25 protein-coding genes are annotated in these 20,799 nt (G+C 65.2%); 15 read left to right on the forward strand and 10 right to left on the reverse strand.

The genetic code is table 11. The annotated features are described in order from the left end of the window. Nucleotide 1: 1 nt before the first annotated feature. The 5 genes from ABLE86_RS10895 to ABLE86_RS10915 form a co-directional block, all read right to left on the reverse strand. Nucleotides 2–1,027, reverse strand: a complete 1,026-nt coding sequence (locus ABLE86_RS10895; protein WP_348778963.1) for a MotA/TolQ/ExbB proton channel family protein — start codon at nt 1,025–1,027, stop codon at nt 2–4. Between the two features lie 299 nt (nt 1,028–1,326). Then, on the reverse strand, nt 1,327–2,127 hold the full coding sequence (locus ABLE86_RS10900) for an inositol monophosphatase family protein (RefSeq protein ID WP_348778964.1): 801 nt from the start codon (nt 2,125–2,127) through the stop codon (nt 1,327–1,329). A gap of 23 nt (nt 2,128–2,150) precedes the next feature. Next, nucleotides 2,151–2,717 (reverse strand): elongation factor P, encoded by a 567-nt coding sequence (efp, locus tag ABLE86_RS10905; protein WP_348778965.1) that lies wholly within the window; start codon nt 2,715–2,717, stop codon nt 2,151–2,153. A 161-nt stretch (nt 2,718–2,878) separates the two neighbouring features. Further along, complete coding sequence (locus tag ABLE86_RS10910; protein ID WP_348778966.1) at nt 2,879–3,949, reverse strand: tetratricopeptide repeat protein; 1,071 nt, start codon at nt 3,947–3,949, stop codon at nt 2,879–2,881. A gap of 11 nt (nt 3,950–3,960) precedes the next feature. Next, a complete protein-coding gene (locus ABLE86_RS10915) occupies nt 3,961–4,629 on the reverse strand; it encodes a thiamine phosphate synthase (RefSeq protein WP_348779219.1) in 669 nt (222 codons plus the stop codon). Between the two features lie 266 nt (nt 4,630–4,895). On the opposite strand from ABLE86_RS10915, the gene opgC reads away from it, so the two are divergent. From opgC to ruvB, 9 genes are all read left to right on the forward strand, one after another. Beyond that, nucleotides 4,896–6,095, forward strand: coding sequence for an OpgC domain-containing protein (opgC, locus tag ABLE86_RS10920; protein WP_348778967.1), 1,200 nt, complete (start codon nt 4,896–4,898; stop codon nt 6,093–6,095). 122 nt (nt 6,096–6,217) lie between these two features. Beyond that, nucleotides 6,218–7,858, forward strand: coding sequence for an acyl-CoA synthetase (locus ABLE86_RS10925; RefSeq protein WP_348778968.1), 1,641 nt, complete (start codon nt 6,218–6,220; stop codon nt 7,856–7,858). A 174-nt stretch (nt 7,859–8,032) separates the two neighbouring features. Further along, on the forward strand, nt 8,033–8,434 hold the full coding sequence (locus tag ABLE86_RS10930; protein WP_348778969.1) for a hypothetical protein: 402 nt from the start codon (nt 8,033–8,035) through the stop codon (nt 8,432–8,434). Between the two features lie 340 nt (nt 8,435–8,774). Beyond that, entirely contained in the window at nt 8,775–9,311 is a 537-nt protein-coding gene (locus tag ABLE86_RS10935; RefSeq protein WP_348778970.1) for a DUF1465 family protein, read from the forward strand. A 90-nt stretch (nt 9,312–9,401) separates the two neighbouring features. Further along, nucleotides 9,402–9,914, forward strand: coding sequence for a crossover junction endodeoxyribonuclease RuvC (ruvC, locus tag ABLE86_RS10940; RefSeq protein WP_348778971.1), 513 nt, complete (start codon nt 9,402–9,404; stop codon nt 9,912–9,914). Between the two features lie 61 nt (nt 9,915–9,975). Beyond that, nucleotides 9,976–10,239, forward strand: coding sequence for an AbrB/MazE/SpoVT family DNA-binding domain-containing protein (locus ABLE86_RS10945; RefSeq protein WP_348778972.1), 264 nt, complete (start codon nt 9,976–9,978; stop codon nt 10,237–10,239). Beyond that, nucleotides 10,217–10,651 carry a type II toxin-antitoxin system VapC family toxin gene (locus ABLE86_RS10950; protein ID WP_348778973.1) on the forward strand — a complete coding sequence of 145 codons (435 nt, stop codon included), beginning with the start codon at nt 10,217–10,219 and terminating at the stop codon, nt 10,649–10,651. The genes ABLE86_RS10945 and ABLE86_RS10950 overlap by 23 nt, the downstream gene beginning before the upstream one ends. Further along, nucleotides 10,652–11,272 carry a Holliday junction branch migration protein RuvA gene (gene ruvA / locus ABLE86_RS10955; protein WP_348778974.1) on the forward strand — a complete coding sequence of 207 codons (621 nt, stop codon included), beginning with the start codon at nt 10,652–10,654 and terminating at the stop codon, nt 11,270–11,272. A gap of 46 nt (nt 11,273–11,318) precedes the next feature. Then, nucleotides 11,319–12,356 carry a Holliday junction branch migration DNA helicase RuvB gene (gene ruvB, locus ABLE86_RS10960; RefSeq protein ID WP_348778975.1) on the forward strand — a complete coding sequence of 346 codons (1,038 nt, stop codon included), beginning with the start codon at nt 11,319–11,321 and terminating at the stop codon, nt 12,354–12,356. Between the two features lie 61 nt (nt 12,357–12,417). Here the strand turns inward: ruvB and ABLE86_RS10965 are convergent, their stop codons facing one another. Then, complete coding sequence (locus ABLE86_RS10965; RefSeq protein ID WP_348778976.1) at nt 12,418–13,683, reverse strand: cellulase family glycosylhydrolase; 1,266 nt, start codon at nt 13,681–13,683, stop codon at nt 12,418–12,420. Between the two features lie 68 nt (nt 13,684–13,751). Between ABLE86_RS10965 and ybgC the strand changes: the two genes are divergently transcribed. Then, nucleotides 13,752–14,219: a tol-pal system-associated acyl-CoA thioesterase gene (gene ybgC / locus ABLE86_RS10970; RefSeq protein ID WP_348778977.1), complete on the forward strand. Its 468-nt coding sequence runs from the start codon at nt 13,752–13,754 to the stop codon at nt 14,217–14,219. A gap of 12 nt (nt 14,220–14,231) precedes the next feature. Here ybgC and ABLE86_RS10975 read toward each other — a convergent pair whose 3' ends face one another. Further along, the gene (locus ABLE86_RS10975) at nt 14,232–14,930 is read right to left on the reverse strand and encodes a hypothetical protein (protein WP_348778978.1); all 699 of its coding nucleotides are present in this window, start codon (nt 14,928–14,930) and stop codon (nt 14,232–14,234) included. Between the two features lie 155 nt (nt 14,931–15,085). Between ABLE86_RS10975 and ABLE86_RS10980 the strand changes: the two genes are divergently transcribed. Beyond that, nucleotides 15,086–15,853: a class II aldolase and adducin N-terminal domain-containing protein gene (locus tag ABLE86_RS10980; RefSeq protein ID WP_348778979.1), complete on the forward strand. Its 768-nt coding sequence runs from the start codon at nt 15,086–15,088 to the stop codon at nt 15,851–15,853. A 22-nt stretch (nt 15,854–15,875) separates the two neighbouring features. Here the strand turns inward: ABLE86_RS10980 and ABLE86_RS10985 are convergent, their stop codons facing one another. Together ABLE86_RS10985 and ABLE86_RS10990 are read right to left on the reverse strand one after the other, a co-directional pair. Beyond that, on the reverse strand, nt 15,876–16,511 hold the full coding sequence (locus ABLE86_RS10985; RefSeq protein WP_348778980.1) for an HAD family phosphatase: 636 nt from the start codon (nt 16,509–16,511) through the stop codon (nt 15,876–15,878). A gap of 147 nt (nt 16,512–16,658) precedes the next feature. Beyond that, nucleotides 16,659–17,204 carry a peroxiredoxin gene (locus tag ABLE86_RS10990; protein WP_348778981.1) on the reverse strand — a complete coding sequence of 182 codons (546 nt, stop codon included), beginning with the start codon at nt 17,202–17,204 and terminating at the stop codon, nt 16,659–16,661. Between the two features lie 245 nt (nt 17,205–17,449). On the opposite strand from ABLE86_RS10990, the gene ABLE86_RS10995 reads away from it, so the two are divergent. Further along, complete coding sequence (locus ABLE86_RS10995; RefSeq protein WP_348778982.1) at nt 17,450–17,932, forward strand: hypothetical protein; 483 nt, start codon at nt 17,450–17,452, stop codon at nt 17,930–17,932. Between the two features lie 42 nt (nt 17,933–17,974). On the opposite strand, the gene ABLE86_RS11000 is transcribed toward ABLE86_RS10995, so the two are convergent. Beyond that, nucleotides 17,975–18,226 carry a DUF1272 domain-containing protein gene (locus ABLE86_RS11000; protein ID WP_348779220.1) on the reverse strand — a complete coding sequence of 84 codons (252 nt, stop codon included), beginning with the start codon at nt 18,224–18,226 and terminating at the stop codon, nt 17,975–17,977. 250 nt (nt 18,227–18,476) lie between these two features. Between ABLE86_RS11000 and ABLE86_RS11005 the strand changes: the two genes are divergently transcribed. From ABLE86_RS11005 to ABLE86_RS11015, 3 genes are all read left to right on the forward strand, one after another. After that, the gene (locus tag ABLE86_RS11005) at nt 18,477–18,731 is read left to right on the forward strand and encodes an acyl carrier protein (protein ID WP_348778983.1); all 255 of its coding nucleotides are present in this window, start codon (nt 18,477–18,479) and stop codon (nt 18,729–18,731) included. Between the two features lies 1 nt (nt 18,732). Beyond that, nucleotides 18,733–19,944 carry a beta-ketoacyl-[acyl-carrier-protein] synthase family protein gene (locus ABLE86_RS11010; protein WP_348778984.1) on the forward strand — a complete coding sequence of 404 codons (1,212 nt, stop codon included), beginning with the start codon at nt 18,733–18,735 and terminating at the stop codon, nt 19,942–19,944. A gap of 113 nt (nt 19,945–20,057) precedes the next feature. Beyond that, nucleotides 20,058–20,762, forward strand: coding sequence for a glutathione S-transferase N-terminal domain-containing protein (locus ABLE86_RS11015; RefSeq protein WP_348778985.1), 705 nt, complete (start codon nt 20,058–20,060; stop codon nt 20,760–20,762). Nucleotides 20,763–20,799 lie beyond the last annotated feature (37 nt).

Raw genomic sequence — 20,799 nt, forward strand, 5'->3', positions numbered from 1 at the left:
GTCAGCTGTGCTCCCTCGTCTTCAAGGCTTCGGCGATCTTTTCCAGCGTCGCCCGCATCGCCTGCTGTTCCTGCGACTGCGCCTCCACCCAGTCGCGCATGATCTGCTGTTCGGAGCGCATGTTCTTCACAAGGCCGGAAATGCCGTCGGCCAGATTGGCCATGGCGGTGGCCACGCGCGGGCTGGAGCCGCCGCTTTCCTGAAGGCTGTGCAACCGCTCGGCCAGCACGCGGAGCTCTTCGGAGGAGCCGGCATGGACGGGCTCGGCCACGGGCTGGATGTCGGAGGAGAGATCGGTGACCGAGGACAGCCAGTTTTCAAGCTCGGTGTAGAACCGCGTCTGCGCCCGGCCCGATTGCAGATCGAGGAAGCCCAGCACCAGCGAGCCGGCGAGGCCGAACAGCGATGACGAGAAGGCCGTGCCCATGCCGGCCAACGGCGCGGCAAGGCCGGCCTTCAGCGCATCGAGCACGGCTGCGGTGTCGCCGCTGCCGGGGTCCAGCGACTGGATCGTGTCGCCGATCGAGCCGATCGTGTGCAACAGGCCCCAGAAGGTGCCGAGCAGGCCCAGAAACACCAGAAGCCCGATCAGATAGCGCGAGATGTCGCGGCTTTCGTCGAGGCGCGTGGCGATCGAGTCCAGCATCGTGCGCATCGAGTTTGTCGAGAGCGCGGTTGAGGACGAGCGGCCGAGCAGCGCCTTCATCGGCGCCAGCAGCACCGGCGTCGTGGTTTCCGAGCCGGCGCGGAAGGAATTCACCCAGCGCACCTCACGAAACAGCCGCGTCACCTGCAGGAACGCCAGCAGAATGCCGATCAGGAGCACGCCCAGGATCAGCCCGTTCAGGCCGGGATTGGTCGCGAAGGCCGATGAAATCTGCCGGGTCAGGATCGCCGCGATGAAAGCGACGATGGCCAGGAACACCAGCATCGACAGGAGGAATACCTGCGGGCTCGACAGCTTGTGCGGGTCGTAGTTCGCCGCCTCGGCAGCTTCTCCCGTTCCGATTTGTCTCAGCAACGCCATGCGCACCCCGATTTTCCGATGGCTGGAGCTTTTCGGGCAGGCCGCGTCTCGCGCGTTCGCCTGCGCTCCAGGTCGTCAGTCCTTGTGAACCGCCGGGATGATCGCACCCGCCGGGTCACCCGCCAAACTGCCTGTGACTCTAAACGGAAATGTGACGAAATTGAAAGCCGCTTCCTGCTCCGGGGCGAGGAAAGCGGCATTGCAGGCCTTCGGTCGTGGGCTGCGACGTCTCGAGGGCGGCGTTTCACCGCCATACGGTCGCGCGGGCCCATGTTCTGCCCGCCCGCGCCGCCGCAGGATCAGCGTGTCGTCACCGGCTTCTTCAGCGTCTTCAGCAGCGCGCGGTGGATCGCCTCGTTGCCGGCCACGATGGTGCCGTTGTCCAGCATGTTGCTGCCGCCCTGCTTGTCGGAGACGAAGCCGCCGGCCTCGCGGATCATCAGGATTCCTGCCGCCATGTCCCAGGGGGCCAGCGGCTCTTCCCAGAAGCCGTCGAGGCGGCCGGCGGCGACATAGGCAAGGTCGAGGGCGGCGGCACCGATGCGGCGGATGCCCGCCGTCTCGCCCATCACGTTGCGCAGCTCGACCAGGAAGTGGCCGTGATGGCCGCGGCCCAGATGCGGAATGCCGGTGCCGACGACCGCGTCGGAAAGCTTGGTCCGGCCCGCCACCCTCAGGCGGCGGTCGTTGAGGAAGGCCCCGCCGCCGCGCTCGGCGGTGTAGAGCTCGTCCATCGCCGGATTGTAGATCACGCCCGCGACGATCTGGCCCTGCCGCTCGAGCGCGATGGAAATCGCGAACATCGGCAGGCCGTGCAGGAAGTTGGTGGTGCCGTCCAGCGGGTCGACGATCCAGCGGTGCTGGTCGTCCTCGCCTTCGACGACGCCGCGCTCCTCCATCAGGAAGGAGTAGCCGGGCCGCGCCCGCGACAACTCGGCGTGGATGATCTCCTCGGCCTTGCGGTCGGCCTGGCTGACATAATCGCCGGGGCCCTTCAGCGAGACCTGCAGGTTCTGCACCTCGCCGAAGTCGCGCGCCAGCGAGCGTCCGGCCTTCATCGCGGCCTGGACCATGACATTGAGAATCGCCGAACGCGCCATTTTTCCAGTCTCCGGCGCCGCGCTTAGTCTGCGCGGCGGATGTAGGTGATTTCGTTGGTGTCCACGATGATACGCTCGCCGGACTCGATGAAGGGCGGCACCAGAACACGAATGCCGTTCTCGAGCACGGCCGGCTTGTAGGACGAAGCGGCCGTCTGGCCCTTCACCACCGGGTCGGCTTCGGTGATGGTCAGCGTCACCTGGTCGGGAAGCGCAATGCCGATCGGCTTCTCTTCGTAGAGCTCGACAGTCACCATCATGCCGTCCTGCAGGAAGGCCGCGCGCTCGCCCACGAAATCCTTGTTGAGCTCGAGCTGCTCATAGCTCTCGGTGTCCATGAACACCAGCGATTCGCCCTGCTCGTAGAGGAACGAAAAGTCCTTCTGCTCGAGCCGCACCTTTTCGACCGTCTCGGCGGAGCGGAAGCGCTCGTTGAGCTTGGTGCCGTTGATGAGGTTCTTCAGCTCGACCTGGTTGTAGGCGCCGCCCTTGCCGGGCTTCACGTGGTTGGTCTTGACCGCCACCCAAAGGCCGCCGTCATGCTCGATGACGTTGCCGGGACGGATTTCATTGCCGTTGATCTTGGCCATTGGTGCACTGTTCCGGAAAGATTGCCCGCCCGATCGGCGGTTTCGGGGCTTCCAAGACCACAATTTGTGTGGAGAGGCAAGAGACAGGCACAAAAGCGACGTGCTTGCCGATGCGTTTTTGATGCGATTGCGGCGGCTCGCCGGCCTGTCATTCGCGGTAATCAGCGCAGCCGGTTGGCCCGGTAGAGCGCCTGCTTCAGCTCCTCGTCCGTCAGCCCGTCCAGAAGGTCGTCCATGACCGGGTCGGTCAGCCCGGCGCGCCGCGCCAATATGTACCAGGCTGCCGCAGTGACGGTGTCGGGATCGGTGCCCAACCCGTTCATGTAGAGCTTGGCGAGCCGGTTCTGGGCCGCCACATTGCCGCCGGCGGCGGCGCGCAGCATCCAGGAAAAGCCCGCCTTTTCCTCGCGGGGGCCGCCGCGCCCGCTCACCATCCAGGTGCCGAGGTCGAGCTGTGCGGTGTCGTAGCCCTGGCGCGCGGCCAGAACCAGCCAGCGCCGGGCCTCGGCGTCATCGTGCTTCTTGCCGCCGACGCCATTGGCGTAGAGTTGAGACATGGCATATTGCGCGTCCGCCAGGCCGGCCTGCGCGGCGCGCTCGTAATAGACGGCGGCTTCCTCGAGCCCCTTGGCGCCCGCGTCGCGCGCCACCAGCATCTGCGCAAAGTTGAACTGCGCCAGCCGGTTGCCCGCTTCGGCCGCCGACTGCATTAGCGCAAAGGCGGCCTTGGGGTCCTTCTTGACGAGGCTGCCGTCGAGCAGCATCAGCGCATATTGGAACTGGGCTTCGGGAACACCCTGCTCGGCGGCCAGCCTGTACCACTTGGCCGCTTCCTTGTTGTTGCGCGCCACGCCCAGCCCGCGCGAGAGGATTTCGGCCACCAGCGTCTGCGCGGCGGCATTTCCGGCTTCCGCGCGCGTCATCGCCAGGTTGTAGGCCGTCTTGTAGAGGCCGCGCTGGAAGGCACCGTAGGCCGGGTCGGTCTTGGCGCCTCCGAAACGGTCCTGGTCCGGCTCGCTGCCGGTAGCCTTCCCGCCGAAACGCTGGGGGTCGAACGCGTCCGTGGGCGTCGGCAGCGGCGTCATCTCCTTCGGAGCCGGCGTCGTGGTGGGCAACGTCTTCTGTTCCGCCGGCGCGCCGGCGGTCTCCTGCGCCAGCGTGGCCGACGGGAACGCCGCCAGCATCAGTGCCAGGAAAAGCGCGGGGCCGGAGTATCTCGAAGCTGTCACCATCGGTTCCTCCGCTAATCGGACTCGACGAAGAAGCGCGGCGCGGTTTCGTCGAGCACGGCGTTGGCTTTCTCGATCGCCTGTTTCGGGTCGATGCCATCGCCGAAGACCGCGCTTGACAGCGCCACGAACTCCGCGCCGGTCGCGGCCACCGCTTCCACCGAGGCAATGTCGGAGCCCGCCATCACGATGCAGGGAATTTCGACCATTTCCGCCCACCAGCGCCCGAGCGCCAGGTTGCGGTTGTGCGGCTCGGGCTTGTTGTCGTAGCCGAAGCGGCCGAAGAACATGTAGTCGGGGCGCGCCTCGCCAAGTTCCAGCGCCTCGTCGCGCGTCTTGGCGCCGCCGGCGCCCACCATCATCTTCGCCTGGTGGCGCTCGATCGCCTCTTCCAGATCCTCCCGCCCGCATTCCAGGTGAATGCCGTCAGCGCCCACCCGCCCGGCAACGCGGGTGTCATCGGCAATGACCACCGCGATGCCCGCGTTCTGCGCCACGGGAACGATGCGCGCGGCAAAGGCCTGGAAAGCGGCTTCGTCGCGGCCGAAAGCCGGCACTATGAGCGAGGCGATGTCGCCGCCGGCTATCGCCTGGCGAAGCCGCGCTTCGAACTGCTCCGGCGTCTCGCCGGCGGGGGCGATCAGCACGATGCGGCAGCGGTTGGGCGTGGTGGCTTCGGTCATCATGGCGTTCCGGTGTTCAGGCCCCATGCAGGGCGATCATGGTTGGATTTTGGCATAGTTGAAGACAGGCGGCTTGAACAGCCGGACATCTTGGCCTGCGGCCGTCGCCATTGTTTCAGGCTCTTAACCATTTTTGAGGGTACAAGCCCGAACCCCACCTTCTTATAGCCGTTTCTCCGTCTTAGAGCACAGCCCGAAATGGCATGCATCACCGCCAAGTGCGCTGGCTGTCGGAATTGTAACATGCATAAGGCTTCGTGGCGGCCATGACGACAACAGCACCTTCCAAGCGCGATACCCGCATCGACGTGTTCCGGGCGTTGGCGCTTCTGACGATCTTCGTCAACCACGTGCCGGGCACGATCTATGAGTATGTCACCCACAAGCACTTCGGTTTTTCCGACTCGGCCGAGGCGTTCGTGCTGATCTCAGGCATCGCCATCGGGCTTGCCTACGGCACCAAGTTCAAGCCCGGCAACCGCCTTCTGGTCACGATCAAGGCCTGGCGGCGCGCGGGCGTGCTCTATGTCACCCATATCATGACGACGATGGCGACGCTGGCGATCTTCGCCGGCGCGGCCGTCTATTTTGCAAGGCCGGACCTCCTCACGCTGATCAACATCAAGACCGTGATGGAAGACACGCCGCGCGCCCTGTTCGGCATCGTCACGCTCGGGCACCAGCTCGGCTACAACAACATCCTGTCGATGTATGCCGCGCTGCTTGTGATGATGCCGCTGTTCCTCGTGCTGAGCAATGTCAGCCTGCGGCTGACGGTTGCCGTGTCGGGGCTCATCTGGCTGGCCTGCGGCGTCTACAAGATCGCCCCCGTCAACTACCCGACCGCCGGCTACTGGTTCCTCAACCCGCTGTCCTGGCAGTTCCTGTTCGTCATCGGCTTTGCTGCCATGCTGCACGTCAAGCGCGGCGGCGACATCGCCTTCCGGCCGTGGCTGGCCGGGGCGGCCGCCGCCTATGCGCTGCTGGCGCTGGCCTGGGTGCGCGTCCCGCTCTGGGGCGTGGACATTTCCTTCGGCCTGCCGGCCGTGCTGACCGGCTTCGACAAGACGTTCCTGTCGCTGCCGCGCCTGGCCCACGTGCTGGCGCTCGCCTATCTGGTCGTCGCCATACCGGTGCTGTCAAATCTCGCCCGCACCCGCGCCGACAACCCGCTGGCCATCCTCGGCCGCCACTCCCTGCCGATCTTCATCGCCGGCACGGTGCTCGCGATGATCGGCCAGGTCATGAAGACGGTGAGCCCCGGCGGCACGCTCTACGACACGGTGTTGCTTTCGACCGGCATCGCCCTGCAGTTCGCGCTGGCCTACTATCTCGACTGGCTGGCAAAGGCCCGCCGCGGCGCGGACAAGCCGTCGGCGACGACGGAAGCGCCAAGGGCGACCGCGCCACGCCCGCTTGGCGGCAAGGTGCCGGCCGTGGCAGTCGCCCGCTCGCCGGAGCGTTAGTCCGGCCCAGCCGGCCGCCTGGCAGGTGCGCCGGCCGCGTTGCCGCAGGCGGGCTCAAGCCTGATGACGCCGCCCCATGCTGCCGCTAAAGTCTGCGGAGTTTATCGCTATCGGGGGTCGTCATGGCCAGCATCTACGACAGCGGGCTAGACCGCAAACCTGCCAACCACCAGCCGCTGACGCCGCTGACCTATCTGGAGCGCGCGGCCGTCACCTATCCCGACCACCTCGCCGTTATCCATGGCGAGCAGCGGCTTAGCTATCGCGACTTCTGGCGCCGTTCGCGCCGGCTCGCCTCGGCACTCGCCAGCCGCGGCATCGGCAAGGGCGACACGGTCACGGTCATGCTCTCCAACACGCCGCCCATGCTGGAAGCGCATTTCGGCGTGCCGATGGTCAAGGCGGTGCTGCATTCGCTCAACACCCGGCTCGACGCCGCCATCATCGCCTTCCAGCTCGACCATGCCGAAAGCAAGCTCGTCATCGTCGATCGCGAGTTCTCCGGCGTCATGCGAGAGGCCCTTGCCCTGGCCAGGGTGCGGCCGCTGGTCATCGACTACGACGATCCCGACTATCCCGAGGATGCGCCCTATCCCAAGGGCGAGCGCATCGGCACGCTCGATTACGAGGAGTTCGTGTCGTCGGGCGATCCCGACTTCGCGTGGTCGATGCCAGACGACGAGTGGGACGCCATCGCGCTCAACTATACGTCCGGCACCACCGGCAACCCCAAGGGCGTCGTCTACCACCATCGGGGTGCGGCGCTGATGGCCTATGCCAACACCATCCACGCCGGCATGGGCAAGCACCCAGTCTATCTGTGGACGCTGCCGATGTTCCACTGCAATGGCTGGTGTTTCCCATGGACGCTCGCCGTGCAGGCCGGCACCCATGTCTGCCTGCGCTGGGTGCGGGCAAACGCCATCTACGACGCCATCGCCGACCACGGCGTGACGCATCTGTGCGGCGCGCCCATCGTCATGTCGGCGTTGATCAACGCCAGGGACGAGGACAAGCGCGATTTTCCGCAGACCGTCACATTCAACACCGCCGCCGCGCCGCCGCCCGAGGCGGTGCTGGCAGGCATGGCCGACGCCGGCTTCGCTGTCACTCATCTCTACGGCCTGACCGAGACCTATGGTCCTGCCGTGGTCAATGAGTGGCACGACGAGTGGGACGCCCTGCTGCCGGCGGAGCGCACGGCGAAGAAGGCCCGCCAGGGCGTGCGCTACGCCGCGCTCGAAGGGCTTGCCGTCATGGACCCGGGCACGATGGAGAAAACGCCGGCCGACGGCGCGACCATTGGAGAGGTGATGTTCCGCGGTAACATCGTCATGAAGGGCTATCTGAAGAACGCGGCCGCCACCGAAGAGGCCTTCGCCGGCGGCTGGTTCCATTCGGGCGACCTCGGCGTCATGCACCCGGACGGCTATATCCAGCTCAAGGACCGCTCAAAGGACATCATCATCTCCGGCGGCGAGAACATCTCCTCCATCGAGGTGGAGGACGCGCTCTACAAGCATCCGGCGGTGGCGTCCTGCGCCGTGGTTGCCCGGCCCGACGAGAAATGGGGCGAGACGCCGGTGGCCTATGTCGAGCTGAAGCCCGGCCGCAGCGTCAGCGAGGAGGAGATCATCGCCCATTGCCGCACGCTGCTTGCCCGTTTCAAGGTGCCGAAAGCGATCGTCTTCGCGGAAATCCCCAAGACCTCGACTGGAAAGATCCAGAAATTCCGGCTGCGGGAGATGGCCAGGACTGACTAGCCCGATGATGTGTCGCCGGGGAGCAGAGTTTTCCGCTCGGCGGCGCCGCGAAGTGTTGCACGCGGCTCTGTTCGGCGAATATTGCCTGTGCTAATTTACGCCCGCGCCGGGGATGATTTCTTCGGGCTATTGGCTGTTTCCCAATTGAGGGAAGCAAAGCGAGAGGGGGTAAATATGCAGGGCGTAGCACGCAATTTCTTCATGCTGGCGATCATCTACGCGGTCTGCGGGATGTTGCTTGGACTGGTCATGTCCATCAGCCAGGATCATACGCAAATGCCGGTGCACGCACACACAATGGTGGCGGGCTGGCTGATGTCGGCGGTATTTGCCTTCTTCTACCATCTTTTCCCGGCGGCGCGCGCATCGCGGCTTGCGCCGGTGCATTTCTGGCTGACTACCGCCAGCGGCATTGTCCTGCTGGTGGGGCTCTTCTTCCTGCTGGCCGGCAACCCGGCCATCGAGCCGGTGGTGGCGCTGGGCTCGGTCGGCTTCTTCGCAGGCATGCTGCTGTTTGCCTGGATCGCGATACCGGCAACCCGCGCCTATCAGGTCCAGCCTGCTCCGGCAGAATGAGAAGACGCGTCCCTTTTTGAGACAAAAGGGCCGGCAATGCCGGCCCGTTAACCCTCCATTAGGCATTATGGGTGTTAACTGTGGATGTCCAGTGATCTGGATTCTTACCGAGTGGCTGAGCCACTTCGTTTGACGCCTCCCTGTTAACTCCTGAGAGCCGCCTTCCAGCGGCTCTTTTTTTGTCTTCCGGCACGGCCGCCGGCGCGTTAACCTTCCATTAAACATAGGCTTGCGTTCAGGCTCCGGCCGGAGCATTTTCCACACTATTCACACGCAAGGCAGGCGACCGGGGGCGTCCGGATGTGCCACCAGAGCGGTTTGACTGTGGGGCGCAGAGGTTATGAAGAGCGAGCCTTCGATGGAAAGCGGCAAGACGATCAGGCTGGCGGAGCGCCGGGTTTTTTCGCACTCCTTCAAGCCGCTCTACGATGAGGGTATGGGGCTGGTCGAACAGACCGCCGAATATCTCGACGGGCAGGGCCGCATCGATGCCCGCAACCTGTCGCGCCTGGCAGCTACGCTCTATGCAGCCGAGTCGATGCGCCTCACCACGCGGCTGATGCAGGTCGCTTCCTGGCTCCTGCTCCAGCGCGCCGCCAATTCCGGCGAAATGACGCGCGATCAGGTCGCGGCCGAGAAGTCCAAGGTGCGGCTCGACACCGCCTCCGCCCGCGAAGACGCCGCCGGCTGGAGCGAGCTGCCGGAGGCCTTCCAGGACCTGATCAACCGCTCGCTCAGCCTGCAGGCGCTGGTGCGCCGCATGGATGACGAGATCTACGGCGATCATTCCGCCTTTGCGGCCAGTGCTGCGCTGCGCCGCAGCAATCCGGTCTCCGACCAGATTATGCTGCTCAATACCGCCTTCGCCCGGGGCTAGAGCGAGCTTCCCAGCCGGTCCTCCCTGGCTTCGTTTCCGGTTTGTTCACAAAATTCTGGCACATCGCGGTGGCGGAGGTACAGTCGTCGCATGAACCAGGCGATTCGCATCATCGGTATAGATCCGGGGCTTCGGCGCACCGGCTGGGGCATTGTCGAATCACTCGGCAATTCGCTGCGTTTCGTCGCCGCCGGAACCGTGCGCTCCGACGATAAGGCGACCCTCGCCAGCCGGCTCTGCCAGTTGCATGACGGGCTGGCGGAGGTGCTGCACAGCCAGATGCCTCACGAGGCGGCGGTCGAGATCACCTTTGCGAACAAGGACGCCACCGCCACCATCAAGCTTGGCCAGGCGCGCGGCATCGCCATGCTGGTGCCGGCCCGCGCCGGCCTGCCGGTCGCGGAATATGCGCCCAACGCCGTCAAGAAGGCGGTGATCGGCGTCGGCCATGGCGACAAGAAGCAGATCCAGATGATGGTAAAGGTGCTGATGCCCAAGGCCGTCTTCGACGGCGCCGATTCGGCTGATGCGCTCGCCATCGCCATCTGCCATGCCCACCACCGCCAGAGCGTGACCTCGCGCCTTGCCGCGCTGGCCGGATGATCTGCCGATGTTCTTGACTTGTTCTGGTGTCGCGGGTAAGTAATACCGCAGAGGTATTACCATGCGCGTCACCGAAAAAGGCCAGGTCACCATCCCGAAGGAAATTCGCGACCGCCTGGGCATCGGCCCCGGCAGCGAGGTCGATTTCGTGGAACGTGATTCCGTCGTGATGCTGGAGAAGCGGGCGGCATCGGCCGAGCAGAGGGAGCAGACCTTCGAGGAATGGGCTGCGAGCGTGGCAGGCACTTTCGACACCATGGGGATGGACGGAAAGGCCTATGTCGACTGGCTGCGGGGACCGCGTGAAGATCTCGACCCTCATTGACACCAATGTCCTGATCGACGTGCTCGGCCCGGCGGAGCTGGAGACGCGGCGCTGGTCGTTGGTGGCCCTGAAGCGCGTGCTTGCCGAAGGGCCGGTTGTTTTCAGCGCCATTGTCTGGGCCGAGCTGTCAAGACCAACGCTCGGCGAGGAGGCGCTGGCGCGCGCATTTGCCTGGCTCCAGCCTGTACGTGAAGACTTTCCTTTCAATGCCGCTTTCTCGGCCGGTGCCGCCCACACGCTTTATCGCCTCCGTGGCGGAAAGCGGGAAAGAACATTGCCCGATTTCCTCATCGGCGCGCACGCGGCTGTTGCAGGCCATCGCCTGCTGACGCGCGATCCGGGCCGCTATCGTTCCTACTTCCCTAGTCTCAACATATTGAGCCCCGAAACCTATCCGCTGGAGAACGACTAGATGATCGGCAAGCTCAAGGGCACGGTGGACGAGATAGCCGACGACCACTGCGTCATCGACGTCCATGGCGTCGGCTATGTCGCCTATTGCTCGTCGCGCACGCTGGCCACCCTGCCGGGGCCGGGCGAGGCTGTGGTGCTGTTCACCGAGACCTATGTGCGCGAGGACATGATCCGCCTCTACGGCTTCCAGACCGCGCTGGAGCGCGAATGGTTCCGCCTGCTGCAGGCCAATGTGCCGGGCGTGGGCGCCAAGGTGGCGCTGGCGGTATTGTCGACGTTGAGCCCGAGCGATCTCGCCAATGCGATCGCGCTGCGCGACATCGCCATGGTCAGCCGCGCGCCGGGCGTGGGCAAGAAGGTGGCTGAGCGTATCGTCACCGAGCTGAAGAACAAGGCGCCTGCCTTCGCAGGCGAAGCTTCCGGCACCATCGGCCTCAAGCAAGAGCTGGGCGAGGGCGTCGCGGCCGCTCCGATTGCCGATGCCGTCTCGGCGCTGGTCAATCTCGGCTATTCGCGCGACATTGCCGCCAACGCCGTTTCCGCGGCCCTCAAGACCGCCGGCGAGGAAGCGGATTCGTCAAAACTCATCCGCCTCGGCCTGAAGGAACTGGCGCGGTGAGGCCGGGCCGCTTGCCCGAGCGCTGCCGCCATGCGAGGAGGGGCGCATGAACTCCGAAGCCCGTCTCATCTCGGCCGACAAGCGCGGCGAGGACGTCGATTCGACGCTGCGCCCGCAAAGCCTCGACGAATTCGTCGGCCAGGCGGCCGCCCGCGCCAATCTGAAGATCTTCATCGAGGCGGCCAAGGGGCGCGGCGAGGCGCTCGATCATGTGCTGTTCGTCGGCCCGCCCGGGCTGGGCAAGACCACGCTGGCGCAGATCATGGCGCGCGAGCTCGGGGTCAATTTCCGCTCCACCTCCGGCCCGGTCATCGCCAAGGCGGGCGACCTCGCGGCGCTGCTCACCAATCTGGAAGAGCGCGACGTGCTCTTCATCGACGAGATCCATCGCCTCAGCCCGGCGGTGGAAGAAATCCTCTATCCGGCGATGGAGGACTATCAGCTCGACCTCATCATCGGCGAGGGGCCGGCCGCGCGCTCGGTCAAGATCGACCTGGCAAAATTCACGCTGGTCGCCGCCACCACCCGGCTCGGCCTGCTGACCAACCCGCTGCGCGACCGTTTCGGCATCCCGGTTCGGCTCAATTTCTACACTGTCGAGGAGCTTGAGCTGATCGTGCGGCGCGGCGCGCGCATCCTTGGCCTGCCGATGGGCGACGACGGCGCTGTCGAGATCGCGCGGCGCTCGCGCGGCACGCCGCGCATTGCCGGCCGCCTGCTGCGGCGCGTGCGCGACTTCGCCACCGTGGCCGGTGCCGATATCGTCAACCGCAGGATCGCCGACGAGGCATTGTCCCGACTTGAGGTCGACGCGCTCGGGCTCGACCAGCTCGACCGCCGCTATCTCTCCATGATCGCGATGAATTTCGGAGGCGGCCCTGTCGGCATCGAAACCATCGCCGCCGGCCTTTCGGAGCCGCGCGACGCCATCGAGGACATCATCGAGCCCTATCTGATCCAGCAAGGCTTTATCCAGCGCACGCCGCGCGGGCGCATACTGACGGCGAATGCCTGGAAGCATCTTGGACTGGAGGCGCCAAGGGATGTGGCGCAGCAGCAGATCGGGCTGTTTCAGGAAGAATAGCCACGCAACGCTGTTTTTTTGCGCGCAAAAAGCGCCTCTCAAAGCGCTTTGGGGGGTGTCTCTAGCGTCCCAGCCCTTTCACCACCTCAAGGACAGCCGGCTCGGCCCTTCGCCCGTCGAACTCGTCGACCACGCCGAACGCGCCGCCATAGCCCCAGATCGCCCAGGCAAAACCGCGGCGCTCGGCGCGCCCGATCATGTCGCGCACATAGGCGGCGCGGTCGTCGGCCGGCATCACATACGGGTTGCCGTATTCCTGGCGGATCATGCCGAACTCGCCGAGGAATATGTTCTCCGGCTTTACGCCATGGGTCCGCGCCCATTTTTCCACAGCCCGGAACGGTGCCTCCATCAGCTTCTCCAGTTTCTTCGGCGTATTCATGGTGGCGACCTGCTCGTCCAGATAGGCCAGCATGCCGGCCCGCCGCGTCCATGGCGCTTCGGCCTTGATCGTCTTGCGGATGCGCGCCAGCGTGGCGCGCAGCTCCGCAGGTTGCGCACCGTGCAGCGGAAAGGGCAGGCCGGTCACGTAGCGGATGAAGTCGCCGGCCCAGGTGGCGCCCTGGTGCGTCAGCAAAAAGGGCTCGTAGGAATGGAAGGTCCAGATGACGTTATCGTCGGGCACCTTCTTCGGATCGACCTTCGCCAGTGCCTCGGCGCTCGCATAACAGCCGCCGCTCAGCACAATGGTCAGGCTCGGGGCGGAGGCGCGGGCGGCGGCAAACAACCGCTGCAGTCTGTCGGGCCACAGCCTGGTCCTGCCCGCCTTGCAGTCGATCACGGGTTCGTTCATCGGCTCGAAGGCCACCAGCGCGGGGTCTTCCTTCGCAAGCAGCCGCGCCATCTGCCGCACCAGCTCGACATAGGCGTCAAACAGTTTCGGGTCGCTCATCACTTCGTCCATGCCGATCGCGCGGCTGCTGCCGGCCGGCACCAGGTGCATGTCCACCACGACTTTCAGCCCGGCGGCGTTGACCATGCGAACGGACTCCAGCACCGACGCGAACAGTTTTTCTCGCAGCGGCAATGTCCTGTCGGAAAGGAAGGGCGAGGGATCCACGGGCATGCGCACGAAGTCGAACCCGGTTTCCTTCAACAGCTTGAGGTCGGCGGCCCCTTCGGTCTTGCGCCATTCAGGAAAGGGCAGGATGACTCTCTCGTCGCCCCAGAGGCTTTCGTCGGGCCATGTGGTCCAGATGTCGAGGTTCATGCCGCGCTTCATGGAAAAGCTGGCCGCCTGCGCCGCCATTCCCGTCGCCGCCATCAACGCCAGCGCCACCAGCATTGCCCTGAGTGCCGCCGCCAGCAATGTCGTCCGGCTCGCCATCTCGTTCCCCCCTCGACGCGGCCAGTTTCGCACGATACCTGTCGGCTTGATAGCGAAAGGAACGCACGATGGACGAGCATGGTGAACGCGAAAGGTTGACGGCAGGCATAGCCGGCGAGCTGACGCCGTTCGGCCACCGCCTCATGGCGCGGGTCTATTATGCCGACACCGATTTCTCCGGCGTCGTCTACCACGCCCGCTACCTGGAGTTCTTCGAGCGCGGCCGCTCCGATTTCCTGCGGCTTGCCGGCGTGCACCACACCGAGCTTGCCGATGGCAAGCATGGCGAGAAGCTGGTCTGGATCGTGCGGCGCATGGAGATCGAGTTTCGCGCGCCCGCCCGCATCGACGACATCCTCACTGTCGACACGCGCACGGAAGAGATTTCCGGCGCGCGCATCCGCATGGCGCAGCAGTTGAAGCGCGACGGCGAGGTGCTGGTGGAAGCCAAGGTCGAGGCGGCGATCATTGGCGAAAATGGCCGCCCGCGTCGTTTCCCGCGCGAGTGGATCGAAGCCTTCATGCCGCGCGGCTGAGGCGGCGCGACGTTACCGGGGCCGGCCTGGCGCCATGGATGCGGGCTCAAAATCCGATCGCGAAAATCGCAGAACGTCGCCGATGCGATCGACCGCCATGTCGGGCGCGGGGTCCAGCGCAAGGTTTGCGGCCTCGGCCGCATAGTGGCCCTGGCGCACGAACACGGTGGTGAGACAGTCGGCGAGCCGGCGCTTCATTGCGGCAAGCAGTTGCGGCTTGTCGTCCAACATCACGTAGCGCCGCGCCGGAAAGTGCCGCAGCACCACGTCCAGCATGCGCTCCTTGTGCAGATACACCAGCACACGGCCGTCCACCGCGTCCCAAAGGCCGGAGCGCCAGATCTTGTGCGGCTGGAACACGATGTCGCCGTCCGAAAGCACGATCGCCCCGCCCATGGAGCGCAGGTGGCGCACCACGGCCAGCGCGTGCGGGTAAAGCCTCTCCGCGAAGGGGTAGTCGAGCAGGAATTGCGACGTCTTGAGCAGGTTCAGCTCGTCCGTGTTGTGAAGCCGAAACGTCTGCAGCGCGCCGAGGTAGTCGGCATAGCCGAGCCTCTCGCGCCGTTCGTCGTAAATGCGCCAATAGCGCTCGCGCTCCTGCCTGCCGAACGCCTGCTCCAGCCGGGCCGTGAGGTCGGCGGCGAAACGGTCGTTGTCGAGCAGCGTGTCGTCGACATCGATCATGAACAGGAATTCGTCGGGGTCCGCCACGGCTGTTCTCGGTTCCTAGGCCTTTCGAACGCGCGCTGCGGTCGAACGTTCCGAGCGGGATGGACCAGCCGGCGGCAGCGCTTGAGACAGCGGCGATTCCGGTTGCCTGGCAGGCGCGCGGAAGGCATCCTTCCTTCAACAAGAAGGGGAATGCCATGACCGTCACGCATCTGTCGGCCAAGAGCCGCACCAACCTGCCTTACTACGAAGAGCGCGTCGATCTCGCCTGCGCCTTCCGCTGGACCGCCCGGCTCAACATGCACGAGGCCGTCGCCAACCATTTCTCGCTGGCGGTCAACGATGACGGGTCGCAGTTCCTTATGAACCCGAACCAGGTGCATTTCTCGCGCATCAAGGCCAGCGACCTGCTGCTGATCGACGCCAACGATCCCGAGACGATGAACCGGCCCGATGCGCCGGACCCGACCGCCTGGGGCCTGCACGGCGCCGTCCACCGCAATTGCCCGCATGCGCGCTGCGTGCTGCACGTGCATTCCATCCACGCCACCGTGCTGGCCTCGCTGGCCGATTCCCGGCTGCCGCCCGTCGACCAGAACTCGGCGATGTTCTTCAATCGCCATGTCGTCGACGAGCACTATGGCGGGCTGGCCTTCGAGGAGGAGGGCGAGCGCTGCTCCGCGCTGCTGGCCGACCCGAAGGTGAGGGTGATGGTCATGGGCAACCATGGCGTCATGGTCATCGGCAAGACTGTCGCCGAGGCGTTCAACCAGCTCTATTATTTCGAGCGCGCCGCCGAAACCTACATCAAGGCGCTTTGGACGGGCAGGCCGCTGCGCGTGCTGTCCGACGAGATCGCCGAGAAGACCGCCAGCGAGATGGATGATTATCCCGGCCAGGCCGAACGCCATCTGGCCGAACTGAAGGCGATCCTGGACGAGCAGGAGCCTGCTTACAGGAACTGATGGGGCTTCACGCCGCCCGCGTTCACTCCACGCCGAGGTGGGCCCGCAGCTCCTCCAGGCTTGAGACGTGGATCGCGCCGGGCGGCGTCTCCATTGGCTGCTGCGGCCAGAACAGGGTGCGCATGCCGGCAGCCACGCCAGCGGTCGCGCCGGCATGGCTGTCCTCCACCACATAGGTTTCGGCTGGGTCGACGCCGGTCAGCCATGCCGCGCGCAGGAAGGGCTCGGGGTCGGGCTTGCCATTGCGCACGTCGTTGCGGGTCACGCTTTTGAGGCCCGGACGGTCGACGCCGATCACGCGCAGATTGGCTTCCACAATCAGCCGGTCGGAGTTCGACACCACAGCCAGCGGCACGCCCTGGGCGCGCAGGTCGCGATAGACTTCCACCGCGCCCGCGCGCGGCTTCAGCGTGGCGATGTGCTCCATGTAGTAGACGTATTTGCGCAGGATCCAGTCGTCGAAGGGCAGCTTCAGGCCGAACTCGTCGCGCAGCATCTCGTAGACCGGCACGGCGGCAATGCCCACCACGCGGTCATGCAGGTCGTCCGGCGGCGTGATGCCGAGGCTCTTCAGCACCGTCGTCAGCGCCCGCTCGTGCAGGGGCTCGCTGTCGATCAGCGTTCCGTCCATGTCCCAGTAAACGGCTTTCGGCGTCATGCGGAAGATCCTTTCGGGAAGGTCATATCGGGTTTGGCGCTGTAGATAAACCGCGGCCGGGCCACGCAACCGCCGGGGGAAGCCGGAAAGAAAAACCCCGGCGCGCGGGTCGCGGCCGGGGTTCTATGCATGAAAATGCGTGGCCTATCAGGCGGCTTCGGCGACGTCGTCGTTCTTCAGCGCCTCAAGGATGTTCTGCGGCGAGGAGGCACCGTACGGATCGCTCTCGCAATTGTCGGAGTAGCCCTCTTCCTCGAACCACTTCTCGACCTGGCCGTTGTTGATCACGGCGGCATAGCGCCAGGAGCGCATGCCGAAGCCGAGATTGTCCTTGGCCACCAGCATGCCCATCTTGCGGGTGAATTCGCCCGAGCCGTCGGGAATAAGCTTGACGTTCTCGAGGTTCTGCGACTTGCCCCAGGCGTTCATGACGAAGGCGTCATTGACCGAGATGCAGTAGATCTCGTCGATGCCCTGTTCCTTGAACTCGCCGTAGAGCTTCTCGAAGTCCGGAAGCTGGAAGGTCGAGCAGGTCGGCGTGAAGGCGCCCGGCAGCGAGAACAGGATGACGCGCTTGCCGTCGAAGTAGTCGGCCGAGGTCTTGTCTTCCCAGCGGAAGGGGTTCGGGCCGCCGATCGATTCGTCGCGCACGCGCGTGCGGAAGGTAACGGAAGGGACTTTTTTCCCGATCATGAACGCTCTCCTTGTGGTGGGGTGGCCCGCGCCTTGAGCAAGGGGGCCTTGAAACTTCGCGAGGCCGAAAAATAGCGATTGGCCGATTCCTGTCCAGCGCCGCCGGCGTGGCATCGAGTCGCGGTCCACAGCCGGCCCAGTCGATCGGCCAGAGCCTCCAGGGCGGTCAAATCCGCCGCGCAGGGGAACCCGTCTGCAGCCCGCTCGTTTCGTTCCCGGGTCGGTTTTTCGCAAGAGGATGAACGATGACGACGCGGACACCGCGCGAGATATTCTGGACGACTGGCTTGGCTACTCTCGGATGCGCCCTTATCGCCGGGCAGGCGCCGGCCGCAGAGCGGCTGGAAAACAAGAAGGTGCTGGACTCGATCATCGGCTCCCAGGTTCAGCAGGAGCAGAAGCGTGCCGAAGCCGATCCGGGCCGCATCATCGCGGCCATCGAGAACGCTGCCGGCGCCGCCAGCGAGGTGCGCAAGACCTCAAGCCTGGAAAAGGTGGATATCGTGTTCCTGCTGGATGCCGCCGAAGGCAGGCTGCCGCCGAAGGTCGACGCCAGCGTCAGGCAGCATCACAAGCAAATCACCGAGCTGCGCCAGGAACTGGAAGGCAACGCCATGCTCTACCACGCCATCGATTCGCATTCCGTCCTGATGCGCGACGTCATCGCGGTCGAATTCGACGGCCACAAGAGCGTGATCATCTACGCCGCCGCGCGGCCTTCGAAATGACGCCGGCGCGCGGCTTCGGGCAGCCGCCCTCGGTCGGCGCTTTCATGACGCCTTCCGGCCGCAGCCTTCGGGGTTGAGCACCCGGCGCGTCGAAGCCGGATATTTCGCCAGCATGGCCGCCGGCCGGATCGGCCTTGGCGTGAAGTTGCCACCGCAATTGGGGCAGACCCCGGCCAACGCGTCGTCGACGCATGAAGCGCAGAAGGTGCATTCGAAGGTGCAGATCAACGCATCCTGCGCGTCAGGCGGCAGGTCCTTGTCGCAGCATTCGCAATTCGGGCGCAGTTCAAGCATCTCAGATCCTTCCCGCATGCGGCCATTTCCCGCTTCAGCAGGATGGCCTGCCTGCTGATCTGCGGCAAGATAAAAGCATCGTCTCAGTCGAGCCGACAGGTCGCCTGCCGATACGGCAAATTAATAAGATAAACACTTGCTTCTTGCTGTCATCTGTCGAAGGCGGGCATGGTTGAAATTGACCGTTGCGAAGCAAGGTCGATGATGCGACGTTCCCACTACAGGCGTCCGCATGTTTGGGAGAGGCGGAATGACAGATCAGCTTGCGCAGGAAATCATCGACAAGATCAAGGCCCATGCAGAGATGAATGGCGGCGAGGTAACGGCGGAGACCGAGCTCAACGCGTTGGGCATACATTCTCTGGAGCTGACGGAGATAATCTTCGACCTGGAAGAGGCCTACGGCATCGAGATCGAGATGAACACCGTCGAAGCCTGGAGCAACCTGAAGAATGTCGGCGACATGGTCGCCGCCGTGCGCGAACTGATCGGCGCCCAGGCCTGATATGGCCCGTTCCCGCATCGTCATCACCGGGCTCGGCGGCCTGTGCGGTCTCGGAACCAGCGCCCCTGCCATCTGGGAAGCCATGCGTGCTGGACGCTCCGGCATCGGCGAGATCACTACCGCGCCGCTGTACGAACTCAAGGTGCGTGTAGGTGCGGAAATCAGGCAACTGCCCGAACACGGCATCGACAAGAAGCGCCTGGTCACCATGGATCGCTACAGCCTGCTGGCCATCCTGGCTGCCGGCGAAGCCATCGCCCAGGCGGGTGTGAGGGTCGACGAAGGCAATTCAGCGCGCATCGGCGCGGCCATCGGCACCGGCATCTTCGGCGCCGAAACCATCGAGGACAACTATCGCGGCCTGTTCCTGGAAGGGCGCTCGCGCGCCAATGTCTTTGCCGTGCCGCGCATCATGCCCGGCGCACCGGCCGGCCAGGTCAGCATGGCGCATGGGCTGCGCGGCCCCGTCTTCGGCGTCACCTCGGCCTGCGCCTCGTCCAACCACGCGATCGCGCTTGCCGCCGACCAGCTTCGCCTCGGCCGCGCCGATATCATGGTCGCCGGCGGAACCGATGCGCCGCTGGCCTATGGCGTGCTCAAGGGCTGGGAGGCGCTGCGCGCGCTCGCCCGTGAAACCTGCCGGCCGTTCTCGGCCGACCGCGACGGGCTGGTGATCGGCGAGGGCGCCGGCGTCGCGGTGCTGGAAACCTACGAGCATGCGGTCGCGCGCGGCGCCACCATCCTGGCCGAGCTTGCCGGCTCGGGCATGTCGGCCGACGCTTCCGACATCGTCTCCCCCACCGTGGAAGGGCCGGCTGCGGCCATGCAGGCCTGTCTTGCCGAGGCCGGCTTGCGCCCCGAGGAGGTCGACTACGTCAACGCCCACGGCACCGGCACCAAGGCCAATGACGAGATCGAGACGGCGGCGATCCGCCGGGTGTTCGGTGCCCATGCCGACCGGCTTTCGGTTTCTTCCACCAAGTCGATGCACGCCCATTGCATGGGCGCCTCGGGCGGGCTGGAAATGATCGCCTGCGTCATGGCCATCCGCGAGGGGCTGGTGCCGCCCACGGCCAATTTCCGCGAGAAGGATGTCGCCTGCGATCTGGATGTCACACCCAATGTCGCGCGCTCGCGCGAAGTTCGTGCCGCCATCAGCAACGGCTTTGCCTTCGGCGGCACCAATGCGGTGCTGGCCTTCCGCGCGGTCTGAGGCGAGCTGACGCGGAAAGGACGACCGCTGCCCCATTGATCGGTCGGGCCCCGAGCCCTACCTGCGTCGGAACGCGTTCATTCTCTTTTCCGCGAGCCGACAAGGACTTTTTGATGTCAGACCTTTCCTCCTTCCCGATCACCTCCCGTTGGCCAGCCGCGCATCCCGACCGGCTTCAGCTCTATTCCTATCCCACGCCCAATGGCGTGAAGGTGTCGATCGCACTCGAGGAGATGGGGCTGCCCTACGAGGCCCACGCGGTCGACATCGGCAAGGACGAGTCGTGGACGCCGGAATTCCTGTCGCTCAACCCGAACGGCAAGATCCCGGCCATCATCGATCCCGATGGTCCCGGCGGCAAGCCCATCGGCCTGTTCGAATCGGGTGCCATCCTGCTCTATCTCTCCGACAAGACCGGCAAGCTGGTGCCGGCCGATCCGGCGCGGCGCTACGAGACGATCCAGTGGGTGTTCTTCCAGATGGCGGGCATCGGGCCGATGTTCGGCCAGCTCGGCTTCTTCCACAAATTCGCCGGCCGCTCCATCGAGGACAAGCGCCCCCTGCAGCGCTACCGCGACGAGTCGAGGCGTCTCCTCGGCGTGCTCGACAAGCGCTTGGAAGGCCGCCAGTGGATCATGGATGACGACTTCACCATCGCCGACGTGTCGCTGCTCGGCTGGGTGCGAAACCTGATCGGCTTCTACGGGGCCCGTGAACTGGTCGAGTTCGACCGCTTCGCCAACGTCGCGGCCTGGCTCGAGCGCGGCCTGGCGCGTCCGGCCGTCAAGCGCGGGCTGGAGATCCCGGCGCGGAGCTAATTCCGGCCTCCGGTCGGCCGAGCGTAGCGGCGGTGAA

Source organism: Mesorhizobium sp. KR2-14, from assembly GCF_040049255.1.
Classification (GTDB): Bacteria; Pseudomonadota; Alphaproteobacteria; order Rhizobiales; family Rhizobiaceae; genus Pseudaminobacter.

Bases quoted from the DNA above. Each gene is read 5' to 3' on its own strand.
- ABLE86_RS10985 (WP_348778980.1), bottom strand. From the start codon at position 16,511: ATGACGCCGAAAGCCGTTTACTGGGACATGGACGGAACGCTGATCGAC.
- ABLE86_RS10980 (WP_348778979.1), top strand. From the start codon at position 15,086: ATGACCGTCACGCATCTGTCGGCCAAGAGCCGCACCAACCTGCCTTAC.
- ruvA (WP_348778974.1), top strand. From the start codon at position 10,652: ATGATCGGCAAGCTCAAGGGCACGGTGGACGAGATAGCCGACGACCAC.
- ABLE86_RS10995 (WP_348778982.1), top strand. From the start codon at position 17,450: ATGACGACGCGGACACCGCGCGAGATATTCTGGACGACTGGCTTGGCT.
- ABLE86_RS10900 (WP_348778964.1), bottom strand. From the start codon at position 2,127: ATGGCGCGTTCGGCGATTCTCAATGTCATGGTCCAGGCCGCGATGAAG.
- ybgC (WP_348778977.1), top strand. From the start codon at position 13,752: ATGGACGAGCATGGTGAACGCGAAAGGTTGACGGCAGGCATAGCCGGC.
- ruvB (WP_348778975.1), top strand. From the start codon at position 11,319: ATGAACTCCGAAGCCCGTCTCATCTCGGCCGACAAGCGCGGCGAGGAC.
- ABLE86_RS10965 (WP_348778976.1), bottom strand. From the start codon at position 13,683: ATGGCGAGCCGGACGACATTGCTGGCGGCGGCACTCAGGGCAATGCTG.
- ABLE86_RS10915 (WP_348779219.1), bottom strand. From the start codon at position 4,629: ATGACCGAAGCCACCACGCCCAACCGCTGCCGCATCGTGCTGATCGCC.
- ABLE86_RS10925 (WP_348778968.1), top strand. From the start codon at position 6,218: ATGGCCAGCATCTACGACAGCGGGCTAGACCGCAAACCTGCCAACCAC.
- ABLE86_RS10930 (WP_348778969.1), top strand. From the start codon at position 8,033: ATGCAGGGCGTAGCACGCAATTTCTTCATGCTGGCGATCATCTACGCG.
- ABLE86_RS11005 (WP_348778983.1), top strand. From the start codon at position 18,477: ATGACAGATCAGCTTGCGCAGGAAATCATCGACAAGATCAAGGCCCAT.
- ABLE86_RS10945 (WP_348778972.1), top strand. From the start codon at position 9,976: ATGCGCGTCACCGAAAAAGGCCAGGTCACCATCCCGAAGGAAATTCGC.
- efp (WP_348778965.1), bottom strand. From the start codon at position 2,717: ATGGCCAAGATCAACGGCAATGAAATCCGTCCCGGCAACGTCATCGAG.
- ABLE86_RS10895 (WP_348778963.1), bottom strand. From the start codon at position 1,027: ATGGCGTTGCTGAGACAAATCGGAACGGGAGAAGCTGCCGAGGCGGCG.
- ABLE86_RS10910 (WP_348778966.1), bottom strand. From the start codon at position 3,949: ATGGTGACAGCTTCGAGATACTCCGGCCCCGCGCTTTTCCTGGCACTG.
- ABLE86_RS10990 (WP_348778981.1), bottom strand. From the start codon at position 17,204: ATGATCGGGAAAAAAGTCCCTTCCGTTACCTTCCGCACGCGCGTGCGC.
- opgC (WP_348778967.1), top strand. From the start codon at position 4,896: ATGACGACAACAGCACCTTCCAAGCGCGATACCCGCATCGACGTGTTC.
- ruvC (WP_348778971.1), top strand. From the start codon at position 9,402: ATGAACCAGGCGATTCGCATCATCGGTATAGATCCGGGGCTTCGGCGC.
- ABLE86_RS11000 (WP_348779220.1), bottom strand. From the start codon at position 18,226: ATGCTTGAACTGCGCCCGAATTGCGAATGCTGCGACAAGGACCTGCCG.
- ABLE86_RS11010 (WP_348778984.1), top strand. From the start codon at position 18,733: ATGGCCCGTTCCCGCATCGTCATCACCGGGCTCGGCGGCCTGTGCGGT.
- ABLE86_RS11015 (WP_348778985.1), top strand. From the start codon at position 20,058: ATGTCAGACCTTTCCTCCTTCCCGATCACCTCCCGTTGGCCAGCCGCG.
- ABLE86_RS10935 (WP_348778970.1), top strand. From the start codon at position 8,775: ATGAAGAGCGAGCCTTCGATGGAAAGCGGCAAGACGATCAGGCTGGCG.